Source organism: Psychrobacter sp. 5A.1 (assembly GCF_030407455.1).
Taxonomy (GTDB): Bacteria; Pseudomonadota; Gammaproteobacteria; order Pseudomonadales; family Moraxellaceae; genus Psychrobacter.
This window is the reverse complement of record NZ_JASDDJ010000002.1, coordinates 84,839-106,470: the sequence shown is the minus strand read 5'-3', so window position 1 is coordinate 106,470 and position 21,632 is coordinate 84,839. Positions and strand designations below refer to the sequence as shown.

Annotated in this window: 16 protein-coding genes; 8 read left to right on the top strand and 8 right to left on the bottom strand. The window is 43.6% G+C overall.

Annotated elements, in window-relative coordinates:
• Window positions 1–277: 277 nt before the first annotated feature.
• From QL982_RS00870 to QL982_RS00860, 3 genes are all read right to left on the bottom strand, one after another.
• Window positions 278–1,459 (bottom strand): thiolase family protein, encoded by a 1,182-nt coding sequence (locus QL982_RS00870; RefSeq protein ID WP_290164616.1) that lies wholly within the window; start codon window positions 1,457–1,459, stop codon window positions 278–280.
• A 113-nt stretch (window positions 1,460–1,572) separates the two neighbouring features.
• Window positions 1,573–2,916, bottom strand: coding sequence for a homoserine dehydrogenase (locus QL982_RS00865; RefSeq protein WP_290164615.1), 1,344 nt, complete (start codon window positions 2,914–2,916; stop codon window positions 1,573–1,575).
• 360 nt (window positions 2,917–3,276) lie between these two features.
• On the bottom strand, window positions 3,277–4,131 hold the full coding sequence (locus tag QL982_RS00860) for a DsbC family protein (protein ID WP_290164614.1): 855 nt from the start codon (window positions 4,129–4,131) through the stop codon (window positions 3,277–3,279).
• Window positions 4,132–4,537: 406 nt separating this feature from the next.
• Between QL982_RS00860 and QL982_RS00855 the strand changes: the two genes are divergently transcribed.
• On the top strand, window positions 4,538–5,467 hold the full coding sequence (locus tag QL982_RS00855) for a DUF808 domain-containing protein (RefSeq protein ID WP_290164489.1): 930 nt from the start codon (window positions 4,538–4,540) through the stop codon (window positions 5,465–5,467).
• A gap of 294 nt (window positions 5,468–5,761) precedes the next feature.
• Here the strand turns inward: QL982_RS00855 and QL982_RS00850 are convergent, their stop codons facing one another.
• Window positions 5,762–10,102, bottom strand: coding sequence for an Rne/Rng family ribonuclease (locus tag QL982_RS00850; protein ID WP_290164491.1), 4,341 nt, complete (start codon window positions 10,100–10,102; stop codon window positions 5,762–5,764).
• A 1,185-nt stretch (window positions 10,103–11,287) separates the two neighbouring features.
• On the opposite strand from QL982_RS00850, the gene QL982_RS00845 reads away from it, so the two are divergent.
• Window positions 11,288–12,298 carry an RluA family pseudouridine synthase gene (locus QL982_RS00845; RefSeq protein WP_290164492.1) on the top strand — a complete coding sequence of 337 codons (1,011 nt, stop codon included), beginning with the start codon at window positions 11,288–11,290 and terminating at the stop codon, window positions 12,296–12,298.
• A 140-nt stretch (window positions 12,299–12,438) separates the two neighbouring features.
• The gene (locus tag QL982_RS00840; RefSeq protein WP_290164494.1) at window positions 12,439–13,152 is read left to right on the top strand and encodes an HAD-IA family hydrolase; all 714 of its coding nucleotides are present in this window, start codon (window positions 12,439–12,441) and stop codon (window positions 13,150–13,152) included.
• Window positions 13,153–13,278: 126 nt separating this feature from the next.
• Here QL982_RS00840 and yihA read toward each other — a convergent pair whose 3' ends face one another.
• The gene (gene yihA, locus QL982_RS00835; RefSeq protein ID WP_290164496.1) at window positions 13,279–14,064 is read right to left on the bottom strand and encodes a ribosome biogenesis GTP-binding protein YihA/YsxC; all 786 of its coding nucleotides are present in this window, start codon (window positions 14,062–14,064) and stop codon (window positions 13,279–13,281) included.
• A gap of 395 nt (window positions 14,065–14,459) precedes the next feature.
• Between yihA and QL982_RS00830 the strand changes: the two genes are divergently transcribed.
• From QL982_RS00830 to QL982_RS00815, 4 genes are all read left to right on the top strand, one after another.
• Window positions 14,460–14,795 carry a c-type cytochrome gene (locus QL982_RS00830; protein WP_290164497.1) on the top strand — a complete coding sequence of 112 codons (336 nt, stop codon included), beginning with the start codon at window positions 14,460–14,462 and terminating at the stop codon, window positions 14,793–14,795.
• 319 nt (window positions 14,796–15,114) lie between these two features.
• Complete coding sequence (locus QL982_RS00825; RefSeq protein ID WP_290164498.1) at window positions 15,115–15,783, top strand: c-type cytochrome; 669 nt, start codon at window positions 15,115–15,117, stop codon at window positions 15,781–15,783.
• Window positions 15,784–16,140: 357 nt separating this feature from the next.
• Window positions 16,141–17,274: a hypothetical protein gene (locus tag QL982_RS00820; protein ID WP_290164499.1), complete on the top strand. Its 1,134-nt coding sequence runs from the start codon at window positions 16,141–16,143 to the stop codon at window positions 17,272–17,274.
• A complete protein-coding gene (locus QL982_RS00815; RefSeq protein ID WP_290164500.1) occupies window positions 17,262–17,633 on the top strand; it encodes an RnfH family protein in 372 nt (123 codons plus the stop codon). Before QL982_RS00820 ends, QL982_RS00815 begins: the two co-directional genes overlap by 13 nt.
• Window positions 17,634–17,667: 34 nt before the next feature.
• On the opposite strand, the gene bamE is transcribed toward QL982_RS00815, so the two are convergent.
• Window positions 17,668–18,087 carry an outer membrane protein assembly factor BamE gene (gene bamE, locus QL982_RS00810; RefSeq protein WP_290164501.1) on the bottom strand — a complete coding sequence of 140 codons (420 nt, stop codon included), beginning with the start codon at window positions 18,085–18,087 and terminating at the stop codon, window positions 17,668–17,670.
• A 319-nt stretch (window positions 18,088–18,406) separates the two neighbouring features.
• Between bamE and fur the strand changes: the two genes are divergently transcribed.
• Window positions 18,407–18,841 carry a ferric iron uptake transcriptional regulator gene (fur, locus tag QL982_RS00805; RefSeq protein ID WP_290164503.1) on the top strand — a complete coding sequence of 145 codons (435 nt, stop codon included), beginning with the start codon at window positions 18,407–18,409 and terminating at the stop codon, window positions 18,839–18,841.
• Window positions 18,842–18,972: 131 nt separating this feature from the next.
• Here fur and QL982_RS00800 read toward each other — a convergent pair whose 3' ends face one another.
• Both QL982_RS00800 and QL982_RS00795 read right to left on the bottom strand, forming a co-directional pair.
• Complete coding sequence (locus QL982_RS00800; protein WP_290164504.1) at window positions 18,973–20,094, bottom strand: PilT/PilU family type 4a pilus ATPase; 1,122 nt, start codon at window positions 20,092–20,094, stop codon at window positions 18,973–18,975.
• Between the two features lie 128 nt (window positions 20,095–20,222).
• Entirely contained in the window at window positions 20,223–21,278 is a 1,056-nt protein-coding gene (locus QL982_RS00795; protein ID WP_290164505.1) for a type IV pilus twitching motility protein PilT, read from the bottom strand.
• Between the last annotated feature and the right edge of the window lie 354 nt (window positions 21,279–21,632).

The window sequence follows — 21,632 nt, the reverse complement described above, 5'->3', positions numbered from 1 at the left end:
ACTTGTAGCTATCCTAACATCACGATTTTGGGTGAGATATATGAGCAAGGTAGCAAAGTGTGCACTTGCCGTAATTGCGTGTAATAGGCTGTAAGTGGCATAACATAGGAGGGGGTAGAAGTTAACGAGACTTTACACAGAGTAATATTCAACATTCATCGAAAGAAAGCAGACACAAAAAAACCGCATTACCATTAGCAATGCGGTTTCCCAATAAGTAATAACTATCTAGCTATTATCCAATTGACTTACTCTAAGTCAGCTAAACTTACTTTATTTAAGCAAGTTCAATAGCAACGGCTACGGCTTCACCGCCACCGATACAGAGTGTCGCAACGCCTTTTTTGCCGCCAGTACGCTTTAGAGAATTAATAAGCGTGATAAGAATACGAGCACCTGAACAGCCTACTGGATGACCAAGGGCACATGCGCCGCCTTCGATATTGACTTTGGCATGGTCAAGCTTCAACTCGTCTATCGCAGCCATGGTAACCATTGCAAAGGCTTCATTAATTTCCCATAAATCAACGTCATTCACTGACCAGCCAGCACTTGCCAATGTTTTCTCAATGGCACCGATTGGCGCAATAGTAAATTCGCTTGGGTGACGTGAGTTTGACGCAGTAGCAACAATACGAGCTTGGTAATCAAGACCTTCGGCTTTCGCTTGTGATTCTTTCATGACCACGACAGCTGCAGCACCATCAGAGATTGAGCTGGCGTTTGCGGCAGTAATCGTACCGTCTTTAGCAAAGGCTGGGCGCAAAGTAGGGATACGCTCAGCGTTAGCAAGAGCAGGTTGCTCATCGGTATCGACGGTTTGCTCACCTTTACGGGTTTTGAAGGTAACGGCTTCGATCTCGTCTACGAAGTGACCATCTTTGATAGCGGTTAGCGCACGATTTAGAGATTCAATAGCAAAATCATCCATTTGCTCGCGCGTATAACCTTTCTCATCGGCCATTTCTTGAGCAAACATGCCCATGAGCTTACCCGTATCAGCATCTTCTAGACCATCTAGGAACATATGGTCTTTCACTTCTTTGTGACCCATACGGTAGCCGCCACGCGACCCTGGCATGATATACGGTGCATTGGTCATTGACTCCATGCCACCTGCAACAGCGACATTGAAGCTGCCTGCTTTGATGCCGTCATGTGCTTGCATCACTGCTTTAAGGCCTGAGCCACAAAGCTTATTGATCGTTACTGCACCAGTCGCATCCGACAAACCTGCTTTGCGCATGGCTTGACGGGCAGGGCCTTGACCCAAACCTGCCGTCAAGATACAGCCCATGATGACTTCGTCAATACTATCGACATTCACACCTGAGCGTTCAACAGCTGCTTTGATGGCAGCGCCACCCAGTTCTGTAGCACTCATGTCTTTTAGTGCGCCTTGAAAACCACCCATTGGTGTACGTGCGCCGTTTAAGATTACAATTGCATCATTTGACATCGTTATTATTCCTTGTTGCGTGTTTTAATTAAAAGTCCTTACTCAAAAAACCAGACGCTGATCAGCTAACTTTTGCTTGTATGACTAAAGGTCTGGTTGATTCAGTATTTTATTTACGCTAGCTCATCTAAGCGAATGCGTACTACTTTATCAGTAATGGTCTCTAACTTTTCAATTTTTTCGATGGCAAGATTCATCTGACTCTCAACCACAGGTAGCGTCAAAATAATGACTGGCACTTGACCTACTTTATGGGCAGGCTTTTGCAAAATCGCATCGATATTGATACCAGCATCGCTTAAAATGCGAGTGATATCCGCGAGTACACCTGGATTATCATTAGCATGCACACGCAAATAATAACCAGTGGTCATCTGCTCGGCACGTAATATCGGTGTATCTGATAGTTGCTCAGGGATAAAGGCCAAATGCGGCACATGATGACCAATGTTGCTCTGATCATCGCCATCCTTACTTCCCAATACACGAACCAAATCCATGACATCGGCCATGACTGCAGAAGCCGTCGCGCCAGCACCAGCACCATCACCACAATAGAGCGTTTGCCCAAGTGGGTGAGAGTTAACCAATACGGCATTTTTTACGCCATTGACGTTGGCCAATAACGCATCTTGTGGAATAAGTGTTGGGTGTACACGTAGCTCAATACCAGCGGCATTATTGTCACCTTGGCCATCACGGCGTACCGCAAATCCTAAATGCTTGATACGGTAGCCAAGCTCTTCCGCATAGTTCACATCTTGTAAAGTAATGCCAGTGATACCTTCACAGTAGACTTTATCAAACTGTAATGGAATACCAAAAGCAATAGAGGCGAGTAGCGCCAATTTGTGCGCCGCATCAATACCTTCTACGTCGAAAGTAGGATCTGCTTCTGCATAGCCCAGTTCTTGCGCTTCATTTAATACATCGGCAAAAGAACGACCTTTGTCACGCATTTCGGTCATGATAAAGTTACCAGTACCGTTGATGATACCAGCGAGCCAATCGATTTTATTGGCAGCCAGTGCTTCACGCATTACTTTGATAATAGGGATACCACCAGCAACGGCTGCTTCATAGGCGACATGAACATTGTTTGCTTCAGCGAAGGCAAAGATTTCATTGCCATGCTCAGCGAGTAATGCCTTATTTGCCGTCACCACGTGCTTGCCATTTTTGATGGCATGCATAATGACATCTTTGGCCAAAGTAGTACCACCAATCACTTCGATAACGATATCGACATTGTCGCTTGCGGCAATTGCCATCAGGTCACTGTTTTGGATGATGTTTTCATCAATATCGTCACGCTGACGACGCGTACCCACTTCGGTAATGATAATATCGCGTCCGCTACGGCGTTTTAGCTCATCTAAGTTGTCATTGATTAGAGTGATCACGCCCGTTCCGACGGTGCCCAGACCAAGTATCGCTAGTTTGATGGAATTACTCACAGTATCCTCAGGAGGTTAAATATAATGAACCACTGTATAGCCGTTGCAGGTCAAATTCGCTGGTAGTGTTAAGCGTACTATTTGCGCGTATTTTGACAGCTGCAGGGTTATTATTGCGTCATTATAGTGGAATAAAAAATGCTCACATAAAAGGGGTCTTGCTGATTTTTCATCGCGCTTTATCGTATCATACCGACAAGCAGTTGTGACGTCTACACAATGTCATCAAGGCTAATGTTATAAGGGCAACATCATCAAGGTTATATCAGATTACGATTATAAAAAAGCGGTAGCTTCAATCTCGTTTGGCATATGCATATGTCATTTATGCTTGGTCAGTAGTATTGATGACTCAAATGATTAGTTAGCACCTACTGCTTCAGCCAATTGCGCCGCAGGCAGATAGCCGCCCACTTGTTGCCCTGTTTCGGTAAAGATAGCAGGGGTACCACGTACACCAAGTCTTGAGCCTAAGGCCATATGTGCTTGTACAGGGCTTGCACAGTTAGGGGCTTGTACATTGGCACCACTTTTGCCCTGATCCATTGCTGCCTTGCGATCTTGACTACACCAAATGGCTTCCATTTTTGGCACAGACTCCTGACTGCGTGGCCATGCCAAATAACGCACTTCGATACCGCGTGCATTGATATCATCCATTTCTGAATGCAGTTTGCGACAGTAGCCACAGTCTGCATCAGTAAAGGCATAGACGACGGCTTTGGTTTCGCCTGTTGCTGGATAGATCACCATCTCTTTTTTATCGACTGCTTTTAGCGCTTCTTGGGCGGTCGTGGCCACCAAAGCGGCACTGATATCAACTGGAGCATCATCACCCACAGCGATAATCTGTCCCTGAATAATATGCTTACCAGCTTTATCAGTAAAGAAAGAAGGCAAGCCTTCAGCCGTCACCCAATAAATCCCATCCATATCTGTTGGTACAGCCGAGACGATTTTTTCTTCGATACCCGAAGTCTGTAGATTCGCCTGTAAGGCTTTTACCACTGCAGGATCATTATCCGTTGAGGTTTTGGCAGCGGTAGTGTTCGCCTGTGCAGCATTGACGACACTGGCGTTGTTGGTTGCATCCGCCGCATTGTTTGAGCAGCCAGCAGCAATACCGACCAGTAAGGCACCCATCATAAAACGAGAGAAGGTGGTACGAGAAAAACGATGAGGCAAGGTGGTGTTTTTGGTAGTGGGGGATGGCATACGGGTTTCCTATAGGCATCGCGCCTAATCATGAGTTCGTTATAATAAAGCGCTATAAACTGTCATATATAGTAATGTGTCTTAGCGGTGTTTTAAAGGTCTAACGTTGAAGAAGTTTTTATAACTTATTGATAATAAAAGATAGACAGTAAATGCTTCCATATTACCATATTTACGCTGAATAATAGTGAGGGTACAGCAGCCAAGAAGTACGAATGAAGCCAACTTTAAAGAATAGCTACCAACGTAAATGCAAAAAGTAAGATACACTTATACTATTTAATATATATGTTTGCCCTTGTAGTCTAAGGCTAATCGCATTGTTTTTATAAAAATCTATATAAAATACATTGTATAAACTATTTGAGAACGACTTACTTTAACAAATTTGCTTTAAGGAGCACACATGGCAGGTGCCAGTTTATTAACCTTACTTGACGATATCAGTGTGATATTGGATGACGTTTCTGTCATGACCAAAGTCGCCGCCAAAAAAACCGCTGGCGTATTGGGCGATGATTTGGCACTGAATGCTGAGCAAGTCACTGGTGTCAAAGCCAATCGCGAGCTTCCAGTCGTTTGGGCAGTGGCTAAAGGCTCATTTATCAATAAGCTCATTTTAGTACCAGCAGCCTTGTTAATTAGTGCGATTTATCCCCCTCTCGTTACTTTTTTATTGATGTGTGGTGGTCTGTTTTTGGTTTATGAAGGGGCAGAAAAAGTCATCCATCGTTTTTGGCCACATGCGTTGCCACATGATGAAGAACAGAATGCTCGTCGAAAGGCCAATGCTGATGAAACAGTGGATTTGGTCGCTTTCGAAAAAGAAAAAATCAAAGGTGCGATACGTACAGATTTTATCTTATCAGCTGAAATCATTGTCATTGCACTGGGCGCAACGGCAAGTGCTACTTTATTAGAGCGCAGTCTGGTGCTATCTATTTTAGCAATTGGTATCACGATTGGTATTTATGGTTTGGTCGCAGGCATCGTCAAAATTGATGATGTGGGGCTACATTTGATGGAGCAGGAGAGTACATTCAAACAAAAAGTAGGTAAGGTGATGTTTGCTGCTGCGCCCAAATTGATGAAGTTTTTGTCGATCGCGGGTACGTTGGCCATGTTTTTAGTAGGTGGTGGTATCTTAGTACACGGCATTGGATTTTTGCATCATGGTGTCAAAGATTTGGCAGGCTTAACAGGTATTTTTGAGAGCCTAACGACGACGCTATTGAACGGTGTTATTGGATTTGTCATTGGTGCAGCAGTTGTGGCGCTGATTACTGTCGTCAATAAAGTCCGTGGCAAAGATGACACAGCTTCTTCTGCACACTAGGGCATGTCCTCAATTCAAACGAGTGTCCTCTAAATGGGCTAAAAACAGCTAAATTTTGCCAAACATCGTCAAATAGTTGGTCAATATCTCGATATTATCTGCACTATTTTCCTCGCTTGACGGCAATTTATCTCATTTTTATCACCATTTTTAAAATGAGGACACGCCCTAAGCTGGTTTGTTATTCGCCGCTACTGTCTACTTTTTGAATGAACCAGTAAGCGTGATTGTCCTAATATAAAAAGCCCCAAAGCTACGGATAGCTTTGGGGCTTTTACATTTGAGCTGGTATGATTAGCTTTCGCTATCTGTCTCATCAGCCGCTAGCTTTTCAGCTTGCGTTGGTTTCTTATGGTCTGTCTTAGGCTTACGAGTGCGAGCCTTCGGGACTTTTGGCGTGGTCAGATTAAACATGCCTGTCTGTGGTAGCAATTGCTCAGCCACGTTTTCGATCATGTTTTTATAACTGGCTATTGTCGTCTTAGACTTAGCTGCCTGACTGTCGTCTTTACCCGCTTCTTTGGTCGCTTCTTCTACTGTCGAGTCATTCTCTTGTGCCATTGCTGCCACATCAGCTTCTTCTACATCGATCTCTTCTATATTGGCCACTTCTGTATCAGCTTCTGCCACATGGGTATCTTGCACTGCATTGGCTTCAACTTCTGCGTTATTAGCCTCTGATTGAGCGTGCTCGATTTCTAGCAGTTGCTCGCTATCAGAACTGACCTCTTCTGTCTGAGCTCTATTTGCCAGTGCAGTCGCGTCGACGTCATGAGCATCTACATCGCTGTTAGCTTGCTGAGTCTCTGCTAACGGTTCTTCGTTATTTGAGATCAGCTCAGACGTCTGCTCCGTAGGCACACTTAAGACAGCTGGTTCCTGATAATCAGGATGCTGACCGCGTGGATCGTTGCTGGCACGCTTACCGATAGTACGTGGCTCAACGTCGGTTTTGCCTTGCGTTGCTGCAAACTGACTGACGGCTTGCGTCATCGATTCAAAGCGTGCGAGGTAATCGGCAGCCAACGGCTGATAGCCATAGTTGCTAAAGTCAAAACGCTGATTGGTTGCGTCGCTACTACTGATAGTGGCTTCAACGTTGGCACTGTCATCAGCAGTCTGTGCTTGCTCAGTATGCAAGGCAACCGTTGCGATAAAGCAGTTGATAATGCCATCTTCGGCTAATCGAGTTTGCGCTTCTGGCAGCGTTGCACGAATAAACTCACCAACCGTGCCACGTATCGCTGGTACATTTGCGGCCGCTTGCTCGTTGACTTGAGGCTTTGGCGTCACTTGTGCCTGCTGACTAAGCACAACACGTGGATCGTTACTGGCTTGACCAAACTTCTCAGCAGTCACGTAGCGTGCGCCAAACAATGCTTCATGTGTTAGCTCAACGGCTGAGTTACTCTTGACGCTGTCACTATCATTGCTACTACTATTACTAGCCTCTACGCTAGGGCTAGTAGTCTGAGCGCTTACAGCTTTCTCAGCATTGTCACCCTCATTACTGCTCTTAGTAGTTTCATCAATAGCAACTTCATCAGTAGCAGATTCATCAGGCGTATTCGCTTCCTGAGACTTACCTACTACTGGCGTGCTATCTGCTTCAGCAACTACTGGCTTCACAGTGTCAGATGCGCTTTCTGTATCACTTCTGGATACTAATTGCTCATCTACGACAGGTTTTTTGATATCGGTGTTAGCAGCAGCTTTCGCAACGTGATTTTGGACATCATGGCTATTGTCTTTAGCAGTGCTATCAATTTTAGCTTCGCTGACTTCTACAGCCTTATCGTCAGTTGTTTTTTCAGCCGTTACCTTAATATCAGCATCTTTTTTATCGGTGCTTCTGCTATTAGTCTGCGGTTGAGCATTAGACGCTTTGGCTACTTCATCTTTCGCAACGTCATTTGCTGAGCTTTGCTTTTCAGTAGGTTGAGGTTTTGCCTGTGTTGGCTTACTGTCATCCAAAGACAGATGAACGACTTCAGGGGCCTTTAGCTCAGTCGGTGCTTCGTTGACCTGTAGCACGACTTCGTTAGGGTCTTGATTACGGCGCGCATTAGAGTGATTTTTATTGCTGTTAGAAGCTGTCGAAGCCTGCTGATTAGGTTGCTTAACATTGTCAGCCGTTAGCGTTTCACCGCGCTCTAGCTTGCCACGTGAGCCACGTTGGCTATGCGATTTACGCTTAGTACGGGTTTGCTCATCTGCTTTCGGGCTGTTTTCATTATCAGCATCATTACGCTCGCTTGCGTTACGATTGCTGTTTTGTTGATTGCCGTCTTGACGATTGTTGCGATTGCGATCATTCGTGCGTCGGTTATCCTGCTGACGTTTATTTTGATTGTCAGTTTGCTTATCATCGGCATTATTTGCTGCACTACTTGAGGTGTTGTTATCGGCATCGCTGCTCACCTCATTATGAGACTCATCTGCCTGATCTTTTCTTTGACGAGGTTTAGCTGATCTAGATTTACGTGGCTTACGTCTTCTTCTGTCTTCGTTGTTGCTTTCATCAGTGTCACTGTCGTTATTGCGGCGCGCTTGCTGATGATTAGCGTTGTTGTCTGACTGCTGCGCCTCGTTCTTTTGATTACTGTGCTGCTGAGTTGCTTGCGCAGGGTTAGCTGCAGTAGTCAAAGCACTGTTATCAGTTTGTCCAAATGAGCCCAAGCTTTGCGCACCTGTATTTACCAGTGCTTCGATTGCTTCAGCGGCATCCCGACTGCTGACGCTAGGTGTTGTGGTGGCTTGCGGCGCTTGAGCGAATAGGTTTGACAACCACGCTACTGCTTGCGGCTGAGCTGCTGTTTCAACATTGGCAGGTGTTGTCGTCTGAGTGGCTACTGGCGCAACAGGCGCGGCCACACTCTGGCTCTTATTGGCTTGCGGTGCACGTGCAGATGAGACGTCATTGGCATTTTTATGATTACGACGGTCATTGCTATGAGTTACTGTGCTGTTCTGTGATGGTGTCGCTGGACTTTGCTGTGCATTTGAGCGACTGCTTTGTTTGTTATCGCTGTCACCAGATGGTTGGCGTGGCTGACGAGTAGGTTGCTGCTCAGGACGCTCTTTTTCAGCGGTTTGCCAGTCAACATTGTAGCCAAGGTCACTGTGCTCTAGTTGTTGAGTATCAGTGATACGCTCATAGCTCGATGGGGCAAAGCCATCACGGTTGAAGTGCAGCTTAAAATTTGGTGATTCTAAATGCGCATGCGGTAAGATAGTGATACGCGTACCACTGTCTTGCTCAAGATAAACCAAGCTGTCGCGTTTTTCATTTAACAAGAATGCTGCGATGTCTGTTGGGACTTCTGCTTGTACTTCACCTTGACGTTCTTTAAGAGCGATTTGCTCGATTTGACGCATGATAGATAGCGACAATGAACGCAAGTCACGAATCATGCCATTGCCGTGGCAGCGTGGGCAGATATAACCAGTTGATTCTTCTAGTGAAGGACGCAGACGCTGACGGCTCATTTCCATTAGACCAAATTTAGAAATATCACCAAATTGGACACGCGCACGATCGTATTTGGTGGCATCGATCAGACGTTTTTCGACTTCTTTTTGATGCTTATTATCGTTCATGTCGATGAAATCAATGACAACCAGACCACCCATATCACGCAAGCGGAGCTGACGAGCAATCTCATCGGCTGCTTCCAGATTGGTATGATAAGCGGTTTCGGCGACATCTGAACCTTTGGTCGACTTGGCAGAGTTGATATCGATAGAGACCAATGCTTCTGTTTGATCGATAACGATTGAGCCACCCGATGGCAGACGAACTTCACGTTGATAAGCGGTTTCGATTTGTTTTTCGATATTAAAGCGCGAAAACATCGGCTCATAATCGGTATATTTGCGTAGCTTTTCAGCTTGTTTTGGCATCACAGCATCGATAAAACCTGCCGCTTCAATGTAAGCGTTTTCGTTATCAATCCAAATTTCAGCGATGTCATCACGCAGATAATCACGGACAGCACGAGTGACAACACCAGCTTCTTGATGAACCAGGCGCGGTGAAGGGTATTTTTGATTTTGTTCTTGGATGGCTTGCCAGATATTAAGCAAATGGTTTAAGTCATGCTGCAAGTCTTCTTGTGTTTTGCCAATACCAGCAGTACGAATGATAACACTCATGCCTTTTGGTAAATCAAGATTGCTCAACATACGCTTCATGTCTTCGCGTAGCTTGCCTGAGATTTGACGTGAGATACCGCCACCACGAGGGTTGTTTGGCATCAATACCAGATAGCGACCTGCTAATGAGACATACGTCGATAGGGCAGCGCCTTTATTGCCGCGCTCTTCTTTTTCGACTTGGACGATTAGCTCATCGCCTTCTTTGATCAGTTTTTTGATGTTTTCGTCACGTGGATTGCCGCTTAGGTATTCAGCAGAGATTTCTCGAATCGGCAAAAAGCCTTGGCGCTGAGATCCATATTCGACAAATACCGCTTCAAGCGATGGCTCGACACGGGTCACATGACCTTTATAAATGTTAGATTTTTTTTGTTCGCGGGTACGGTTTTCTAAGTCGAAATCGTATAAGTGGTTGCCTTTACATAAGGCGACACGAATCTCTTCGTTTTGAGTTGCGTTGATCAAAATGCGTTTCATATTTATATCCTATGAGTACGCATAACAACGATAAGACAGTCTTTCGAGCATAGTAGCAAATGTGGCTAATATTAGCGTTTGCAGATGTAAGTTAACGTAGAACGTAAATCGTGGGTTTCATAAAGCACGTGGGCTTTTTCAATGGCTTCTTTTGTACCTGAAAGGGTTAGCGGTGCTCACGTCAATATAAATAATATAGGGTGTAAGGCTACAGTACTTATATCTTATCATCAATAAACTAGGTACATATATGAATGTGTCAGCGTATCAAGGCGCTCTTATTTGTCAGTACATTCTATTGGTAGTGATTGTCAGCGCACGTTGTAGGCGTGGGCGACGGTCAGTTACAGGTTTAAAAAATACTGATATTAAAAAGTCATTGTGCTGTTGCTATTCATCCATCAAAGTCTAACAATAATATCGCAGTCATGATGGCTACTATATAGTAGCGTCAGTCAGCGGTTGTTTATTCAGGCGAAGCAATTGGTTACTCTTTGTTTATCGTTCTTTGTATAACGTCAATAATATCTTGGGTGTTTCAGGGTTAGGCATCGCAGCTTCAGTTACTAGCGGGGCGTACTTGGCAAACAGAGTAATGGACCAGCTTGTCAGCGTGGTATCGTATCTACATTGTTATCGTCATCTGTTTGACCACCAATACTTAGGCAGCTATCGACGTATTTTTTGATCCTAACGCTAAATGACCCATACTTGCTCAACTATGCTGGCATAAAGGACCATCAGATAAACAGTCATTAAATAATGATTGGTTATCAAGTAAAGTCGTTGTCATGCGGTTAGTGAGTCAGTGTTGTGTTGTAATCGGTTAATAAACAGACTTATGGTCAAATTTACTAACGCGATGGTATTTAGTGTCACTATTTATTTTATGGTACCAAATAATATTCAGTACAGTGTTTTTAATTTATAGGGCTATGTTTGGTAAGTAATACCTTTAAATAAATAATGCGCCCTAAAATCAGATGAAACGTCTAATGTCAGCAGGGTAAATAGTGTCAACCTCTTTACTAGCAGGTAGTAGAAAACTGACAAGTAGTAAAAATGGTGGTCAACTATTTGTAACAACAATGATTATTGCTGCAGCCTCTGCTTAATTGTCGCTCAACATGCTAAACTATAGCAAATCTTTGTGTAAATACCTAACTAAAAATGACAAACTCAAAAATGACTAACGACGCTCCTACCCATGAAGCCCCTGCTATTTTTAATAGCAAAACACGCCCACAAAGCGCTGACGATGAGATTAGCAACTTCGGCAAGGTTAACTACCTTGAAGTAACGCGCCATCAGCACGACCAGCGTTTGGATAACTTTCTGCTGAACCGTTTAAAAGGTTTGCCAAAATCGCATATCTATAAAATGATTCGCTCAGATGAGATACGCGTCAACAACAAACGTTGCAAAGCACACGATAGAGTGCAGCGTGAAGATGTCGTGCGTATTGCCCCTGTAGAGCTGGCGACGCGCGAAAAACCCATCATTAGCACCGAGTTTGCCAAAAGCTTGCTGGCACGTGTGGTCTATGAAGATGAAGGGATGCTAGTGCTGAATAAGCCTTCTGGCATCGCCGTTCATGGCGGTAGTGGTCTTGACTTTGGTGTTATCGAAGCCATGCGTGAAGTGACGGGTAAGAAGTACCTAGAGCTGATACATCGCATCGACAAAGATACGTCAGGGTTGCTGATGATTTCCAAAAAACGCTCAACGCTCAAAGTGTTGCAGCAGCATTTGGTAGACAAAACCATTCAAAAGCACTATCTCTGTCTTGCCAAAGGACAACCTGCGCTTAATGAACAGCATATCAATGCGCCATTGCTACGCTATACGCTTGCCAGTGGTGAGCGCCGCGTTAAAGTAGACAGCCAAGATCCACAAGCGAAAGAAAGCCAGACTGATATCATCGTCCATGATCGTTTTATGATTGCTGGTCAGCCAGTCAGCTTAATTGAAGCCAAGCCATTGACGGGTCGCACTCATCAAATCCGTGTGCATTTAGCTCATATTGGTCATGCTATCTTGGGGGATGATAAATATAATGTCCATGACAAATCAGGCGTCCATCGTCTGTGTCTACATGCTTGGCGCTTAGATATTCCAGGCTACAAGACCATTACTGCCCCATTGCCAGAAGAGATGGCAGATTGGTTGCCAGAAACAACCAAATTGCCTGAATAAGTCTAAATATAATCACAAAGGTCTAGAGAGTCAGACCTTTATGGAAACACTAAAACGTCACGATACCTTATTTTTACGAATAAGCCACCGTGACGTTTTCGTATCTACACTTTATTATCGCTATTCGCTAAGGTCTATTCATGAGTGAACAATCTGTAGCCAGTACTACAACTTCTACCGAAAACTCTCAGCCATCAGCCGCGCATCGTCTGTCTGATAAGACGCTGATTATTTTTGATTGGGACGGCACGCTAATGGATTCAATCGGTCTAATCGTTGAGTCTATGCATGTGGCTGGAGAAGCACATGGATTTGAGACGACTGATAAAGCCGTAAAAGACATCATTGGTCTGAGCTTAATGAATGGTATCGAGATTTTATATCCTCAGGCAAACGATGCGCAGTTGCTGGCCATTCAGCAGACCTATGCAGAGCACTATATTGCCAATAGTCACGGTACACCGCTTTTTGCACCTATAGAAGGTATGCTACAGACTTTGCAGCAGCAGGGCAAAACGCTAGCCGTAGCAACCGGTAAAAAAAGAAAAGGTCTCGATCGTGTATTAGATGCCTCAGAGAGTCACCATTACTTTGTCATCACCCGCTGTGCTGATGAGTCGGGCTCAAAACCTGATCCGCAGATGTTGACCGATATCTTGGACTATACGCAGCAGCAGGTTTCTGATGCCGTGTTTATCGGTGATAGTATCTATGACATTCAAATGGCAATCAAACTGGGCATGACCAGCATAGCAGTCAACTACGGTACAGCAACGAGTGCTGAGCTCGCCGCGCAACAGCCTACCTATCAAGTTGACACTCCGCAAGCGCTAGCAGATTTACTATGTGGGTAGGGCCACTTTTATGAGCCTCATTATTTTGACAGCGCACCGATAATAATAATGAACCAATAAAAAGCCAATAAAAAAGGGTTTATCGATAATAACGATAAACCCTTTTTTTATGGAAAACTATGATAGCTATTTGCTTTCGTTTTGAGAGCTGTCTTTTTGAGAGCTGTCTTTTTCAGCGCTATCTTTTTCAATAGCGTCTTCTAGCTCTTCGCCTTCTAGTAATGCAAAAGAGGACTCAATAATTTTATCTGCATCAAGCTGATACTCATACCAGTTGCCCATTACCCCAGCCAACTCATCCAGACCTTCTTTTCTCAAGGCTGAAAATAACTGAATGGTGCAGTTTAAGCCCAATTTTTTGAGTTTTTTGCGAGTATTAAGTAGAGCGTTCTTGGACGCGCCATATTTCAGTTTATCTGCTTTGGTTAGCAATATATGTACTGGCAGTTCACCATCATTTGCCCAACGTAGCATTTGCTCATCAAAGAATTTTAATGGGTGACGGATGTCCGTCATTAGCACCAAACCAGCAAGGCTTGAGCGTGACACCAAGTACTCTTCTAGCTCAACCTGCCATTCTTTTTTCATCTCAAGCGGTACGGCTGCATAGCCATAACCAGGCAAATCAACCAAACGTCTTTCAGTATTACCAATACTAAAAAAGTTAATCATCTGTGTACGTCCAGGTGTCTTAGACGAACGAGCCAACTGGCGCTGATTGGTTAACGCGTTGATGGCCGAGGATTTACCAGCGTTCGAACGTCCTGCAAAGGCGACTTCTAAGCCCATATCAGGAGGACAAAGACGAAAGGTAGGTGCTGACGTCATAAATTCAGTTTGTTGAATTTTTTGACGAGATTTGGTGTTGAACAGTGCATGTTCGGCGGCGACATCGGTAAACGGGGTACTCATAAATGGCTCATTAATCTTTAAGAAATTGGATACGGTCGTCAATTTTTAGTTAGCTGGTGGCTCAGTCTAGCGATTCAGTTCAGACAGTAGATAAAAATAGGATAAGAGGCTGTTTCTCATGAATACAAGCATGTGTGAGTCATAAAAGCAGCTATTTTACATTATCGGCTATTCTATACTATTCCCTGTCTTACTTATTGAAATAACTGCGATTAGCCTCATATAAACAGTAGGATAACATTAAAATTAGCTGGTCATTGCGACAAGTTCTCGGCATTAACAAAGCCGTATCCAAATTCTCTATGTTTATATGACATATATTGTTACAATGTTTAATCGAAGACGTTTAATAGAACGACTGATGAGACACGTGAAATATCACGAGGAGGTGCTCTATGTTTTCAATCACTAGACTTTTTAGCACGGGTTATCGCGCTATAGCCGCTGGCGTTGCCGCATTATTGTTAAGTGGTGTCATGATCAGCAGCGCAGGTGCGGCGGACATCGCCACCACCTATAATAACTCATGTGCAGCCTGTCACGATAGTGGTGCGCTAAATGCCATCAAAAAAGGTGATAGTGCCAAATGGCAGCAGCTGATCAAACAAAAAAGCATGCCGACACTCATTAAATCTGTCAAAGGTGGTATGGCGCAGATGCCAGCAGGCGGTCTGTGCGACCAATGTAGCGATGACGAGTATCGTAAGCTTATCGAGTATATGAGCAAATAGTCAGCTTATAAATATAGCTTAAACCTATAAAATAAAGCGCTGGGGTTAATGACCTGTCTGCGCTTTTTGCTTTTTAGCTGTATTCTATACGGTGTCACCAGAAAACTGGTGGATACTATGATTAAGTAGGCAAATGATACAAAGTCTTGCTATAATAATCGAAAATAAACCCTGATGTTAGTAAGTACTTTCAGACTGCTTGTGTCCAAGACCTAAAAATATATGCCATTCTCATGATTAAGAAGGCGGCTATATCAGGTATCTTATCAGTGCAATCACTCTAAATAATGCTTACGCCGAGCTAGTAGGATTTGTATCAATGAAAAAGTTAATCGCTGCTGCCAGCTTATGCGTTGCAAGTTTCAGCGTACAAGCTGCTATTATTGTTCCTGAATATGACGTCAATGCAGGTCAAAAAGTTGCAGAAACCGTTTGTGCTGCTTGTCATGGTCTTAATGGTGTCAGTATGGTTCCTGCGCAGCCGAACCTTGGCGGCCAAAATGTAAAATATCTGTATAAACAGTTGGTCAACTTTAAAGCAGGCTATCGCAAAAACGGTATCATGCAATCACAAGTTGCTAATCTGTCTCAGCAAGACCTAGCCAATGTGGCAGGTTATTATGCGAGTCAAGCACCTTGGGGTGTTGGCTACGGTAATCCTGCTACCAACCAAGAAGCAACCAAACTATTCCTAGGCGGCGATAAGTCGCGCGGTGTTATCGGTTGTGCAGGCTGTCATGGTCCAGATGCTGCAGGTAATACTTGGGCTGCATTTCCAAAGCTAGGCGGACAGCATGCTCAGTATATCGCCACCCAGCTAAAGCTATTCCGTGCTGCTGGACGTGTTGATGATATCGATAGTGATGATCAAAAACGAGTCAATGATGCCGCCAAAGAAGGCGAGATGGGTATGATGCAAACCGTTGCATCGAAACTATCAGATCGTGATATTCGTATTCTGTCAGACTACGTGAGTGCTATTCACTAATTGAATCGCACTGATGATTGATATCCGATACGTACTTTGTAGCTAAAACCATTCAGTACTTGACCACATATTAATCATGTCTGAACCACTAAACCCCGATTTCGGGGTTTTTTTATAACTGTTTGTCCCTTATATTTGAAGGGTCAACAGACCCTAAGGCATTATTTAGATGAATTCATTTACAGAAATCAGTCGTTGCTCTGTATAATTATAAATTATCGTTATTCACTTTATACCAAACCCAAAAGCACGATTTGCTCTGTCAAACATGTTCAGTCTACTATGCGTAGTACTTGCACGCGTTTTCCTTGCTACTCTGATTTTTGTGAATGGTATTAGATCGTTTGGATTTAGATTATGATGATCCGTTATGCTTCTTATTTTATCGCGGCACTGCTACCGTTACTATTGTTTCGCTGGTTTGCACCTGCGTCAATTGGAGAGATTGACTTTTGGCTACTATGGCTATTGGCAATGGTATTGGTCGCACTGCCAGTCGTTTATGCTGAAATAGCCTTGGCCTATCGCAGTGTCGAAGGCCCTCTTGCGGGCATGCAAAAGCTCACTCGCGAAGCAGATGCCAGTCCAATATGGCGCAGCTTTGGTTGGTTGGCGGCACTGGTTTCTATTGTGATTGCAGCGTTGGTCATCTCTGGTGCAAGTACGGGCATATTAGCCGCATTGACCGAACTGAATAGTGCACCTGATGTGCCGAGCTTTGCAATTGCTGCAGGCTTGATGGTCATTGCCGTACTATTGAGCCTACTTGGCGGTGCACCTTTGCCTATCGGATTGGGTCTGATGGTAGTTGGGCTGCTGCTGGGTATTGCAAATGGCGTACCAAATACTGGTTTTGCCATGACTGCTATTAGCTTAAATGAATGGGCGCGTGCGGTAGCGTTAGCGCTGGTCAGTGTGGGAGCGGGTACAGGCTTATATTGGTTTGGTCAGAACTTGGTGAGCAAACAGACAGTCACAGCGGTAAACGCAAACAACCTGCAAGCCAAGCAAAAAGCTGCTGCTCGTGAGTATCGTGCAACCAAGCTGGTATTACCGATTTGGATATTGCAGCTGTTTGTGGGTGTGGTGGCTTTATTTATCAGTGGCATGTCGTTACCGCCGATTGGACAGCTACTATATTGGGTCGGTGTGTTATTTGTGGTGAGCTACTTATTACATTATAGCACTCAGCAGTTAACGCATAAATTTGGGCTGTTGGTTAGCTTGATAATTACTTTTGCCTTAGCATTGCTATTGGTGGTTGCCATTCCAACGACGTGGTTGGTAGGCATCTTAGTCATCATTAGTAGTGTTGCTGTACTACTATTATCAGTGTTTGCCGGTTGGCAGATGAAAATCAGCCATCTGCGCAAGTCATTAAATTTTAGCAATGAAGCGCTCTATAATGTATGGCGTATAGCGATACGTTTGGTCGTACCGTTAGCGTTGTTGTTGGCATTGATAGGTTGGGTGATGCAGTGGTTAAGCTAACAGTTGATAGCCGTGACAGCAGCGTGCCTCAGTCTACCCAAGCTGAGCTAATGATGGTATATCTGGCGTATGCTGAAGATGAGCAGCGCCAGCATTATTTGGCGTTACAGGTTTGCCGTGGCACCAATTTGTATGAAGCGTTAGGTCAAGCAGGATGGCTTGAAAAATTTTCTGAGCTGGCAGAATGGTGTGAGCAAGTAACTGATATTGCCACGCCAACGGCGAAACGTTGGCATGTGGGTATCTATGCCCAAAAACAGCCACTGAGTTACTTGTTACAGCCTTTTGATCGTATCGAAGTCTATCGAAGTTTGAGCGCTGATCCTATGTCTCAGCGCAAAAATAAATCGCGCGGTTAAGTCTTTAATTGTGCAAGATAATGAGTCGTACTGATTACGATGCTGGCAGGCTATCGATACCTTCGATACGACTAACCAAACCATTATCATCAAAATAAATCACCAAATGCTGGCTAGCATTTTTCACATCAGCGATACCGTTGCGTCTACCTTCTGTACCTGCTTGATAGTCATAAATATAGTCCCAGCGTTTAGGCTCAAGAGTATCTCTAATCGCAGGGCTACCAAGAGTATAAAGTACTTGGTTTTGATTCATACCCAGTTTTAGCTTTTGCGCTTGGATCTGAGTAATCGCGGTGCCTTGTGGCAAATCAATCTTATAAACACTCAATAATGAGCAGCCAGACATAGCAACAGTAGCGCTAAGCATACTGGTGATAACAATCTTGCGTAATACGTTTGCATGGCTTAACGGACGGAAATTTAATGTCTTTATCATGGTAAGATGACTCATAAGAAATGAATTAGGTGCGGACAGCGTTAGATGGTACAAGTCTGACCGACAATCTTGGACAAATGATACGTCATTTACTTGCAATTGCCTACCACTTACGACATTATTTACCAAACACAATCTGAATGGTTATATTAATTATATTTTAAATTCATAGGCTTGCATCCAGATAATTTAGGAAATAATAAGAGAGATGCTTGCTTAAGCTCAATCGATTTGTTGTTATTAAATTACTTGATATTCAATAAAAATAATCCTTTACGATTATTTATCTCATATTTTTTTATTTGTTAAGACTGTCACAGTCAAAAGGGATATTATGGCTTCTTTTACCAACCAAGATTTACGTAGAGCAGGGTTAAAGGTCACGTTACCTCGTATCAAAATCCTAGAGCTATTGGAGAATGCAGAACTGCATCATATGAGTGCAGAAGAGGTGTACAAAGCGCTCATCGAGCAAGGTGAAGATGTGGGTCTTGCCACGGTCTATCGCGTGCTGACACAGTTTGAACAAGCAGGTATCGTCGAACGTCATAACTTTGAGAACAATCTGTCGGTATTTGAGATTACTCAAGAAGAACATCACGATCATCTGGTTTGTGATGTCTGTGGCAAGATTATAGAGTTTCATAATGAAGTCATCGAAGAAGAGCAGCTCAAAGTAGCAGAAAAGCATGGCTTCAAACTTTCGGGTCATTCTTTAGTACTATACGGTATTTGCAATGACCAAGCCTGTAGAGACAGCGCGAAGTAGTCATTTAGGATAAAGATATTTTTTATGCTGTTCATGACATCTTGAATAGAAAAAAAGAAGCCCTCGTTATAAATAACGAGGGCTTCTTTTTTGCATGTTTGTTATTGAAAGTGTACGGCAAACACCCTCAGTTAATTGACATCTAACGATAAACTGTCCGCACCTTCGTCCAAGTTGGTATCACCACTTTTGCTACTGAGCTTAATTTTGAGGCGTAAGTCGTTAGGGGAGTCAGCATGAATAATCGCTTCCTTATAGGTTATCTCTCCTTGCTCATACAAATCAAAAAGGGCTTGATCAAAGGTTTGCATGCCACTGTCTCGTGAGCGCGTCATGATATCTTTGAGTTCATGGACTTCGCCTTTACGGATATAGTCACTGATCAGTTGTGAATTTAATAAAATCTCAATAGCAGCGCGTCGTCCTTTACCATCAGGTGTGGGGATCAGTTGCTGAGCGATAATGGCTTGCAAGTTCAATGACAAATCCATAAATAACTGATTATGGCGATTTGATTCAAAGAAATGAATAATACGGTCAATTGCCTGGTTAGCATTGTTTGCGTGCAGCGTTGCAAACACTAAGTGACCAGTTTCAGCATACTGAATAGCGTAGCTCATGACCTCGCGGTTACGAATTTCGCCGATTAAGATGACATCAGGCGCTTGGCGTAGGGTGTTTTTTAACCCTGCTTCAAATGAATGAGTGTCGATACCGACTTCACGCTGGGTAATAATACAGCCACGATGCTTATGCACAAATTCAATAGGATCTTCGATGGTAATAATATGACCATGAGAGTTTTGATTACGATGTCCTATCATAGACGCAAGGGTGGTCGATTTACCCGTACCCGTTGCACCCACTAGCAAAATGATACCGCGCTTTTTCATTGCCAGCTCTTTTAACGCTGGCGGCAGGCGTAGCTCTTCAACAGTTGGGATATTATTTTCGATTTTCCGTAAAATCATCCCTGCCATATCACGCTGTATGAAAGCACTGACCCGAAAACGTGCCTGCTGAGCCACGTCAGCAATCGCAAACTGACACTCGTTTGTCTCTTCAAACTCTTTTTGCTGGCCTGGCGTCATCACACCCTTGACCAATCGCATGGTCTGATCAGCAGTTAGGGGCGTTTTACCCACCGGTAATATTTTTCCATTTACTTTCATGGAAGGCGCTACATCAGCAGTAATAAAAAGATCAGAGCCATTTTTATTGATCATTAACTGCAATAGTTTATCAATGTCCATATCGTACCTGCACTTGATGTAAATTGATTAAAAAAACATTTAAAATCATATGGTAAAGTTCGTGAATAGAAAATCATTAAAGAACAATAAGTGCCATCATCATTTGTTTTTGATGGCACTTATTAATACTACAAAAATGCTTCAGGCTGTTTGGCATAAGGACGAGCGACATCTTTGCTGATAGTCCCTTTACCGACCAAGTTCTTTAACGTTTGATCGAGCGTAATCATACCTTCGCCTGCACCAGTCTGGATAGCAGAGTACATCTGGGCGATTTTATTTTCACGTATTAAGTTACGAATAGCAGGTGTGCCTAACATAATTTCATGCGCGGCCACACGTCCACCTGCTTGACGACGTAGCAGTGTCTGTGAAACAACGGCTTGCAATGACTCCGATAGCATCGCACGAATCATGTCTTTTTCAGCAGCGGGGAACACGTCGATGACGCGGTCAATGGTCTTGGCGGCTGAGCTGGTATGCAAGGTGCCAAAGACTAAGTGACCAGTCTCTGCTGCCGTCAATGCCAAGCGAATGGTCTCAAGGTCACGTAGCTCACCGACCAAAATAACATCGGGATCCTCACGTAGTGCTGAACGCAATGCCGGCTCGAAACCCAACGTATCACGGTGAACTTCGCGTTGGTTGATCAAGCTTTTCTTTGAATCATGAACAAATTCAATCGGATCTTCGATAGTTAGAATATGTTCTTTACGGCTTTCGTTAATATAGTCAATCATCGCCGCTAGCGTCGTTGATTTACCCGAACCTGTTGGGCCCGTGACCAATACCACGCCACGTTTGAAATCAGAGACGCGTTTGAACACATCACCCATACCTAGGTCTTCCATCGTCAATACTTTGGAAGGGATGGTACGAAACACAGCGCCAGCACCGCGGTTTTGATTGAATGCATTGACTCGAAAACGTGCCAAGTTAGGAATTTCAAAAGAGAAATCCGTTTCAAAAAACTCTTCAAAATCGGCACGTTGCTTATCATTCATGATGTCATAAATAAGCTGATGCACGACCTGATGAGTCATCTCTGGCATATTAATACGTGTCATTTCACCGTCGACACGAATCATTGCTGGCATACCAGCTGAAATATGTAAATCCGATGCTTTATGCTTAACGGTAAAACGTAGTAAGTCTTCGATGCTTAGATTATTTTTTTCAGCCATAATTCGATATTCCTATCACTTAGTCTAGGTAAGACAGAACACTCTAAAAGTACGTGGTAAACTATCTATCAATAACATCATTTAAACAAGCAATAATGAAAAATTAACGAGTATTAGTTTTTACCATCACTATCATATTCGGTAGCATGTGTTAAAGCATGTAACAATATAATAACAAGACTGTGAGTATTTAACCATCTACTAAACCAATAAAACTTAAAACTAGGGCGTTTCCTTATGTTAAGAGTGGTGATAAAAATGAGATAAATTGCTATTAACCAACTATTTGGTAAAATCCAGCCTTTTTAGCCCATTTATATGACTGTCAATTAGATGGAAGAAATGCCCTCGTTT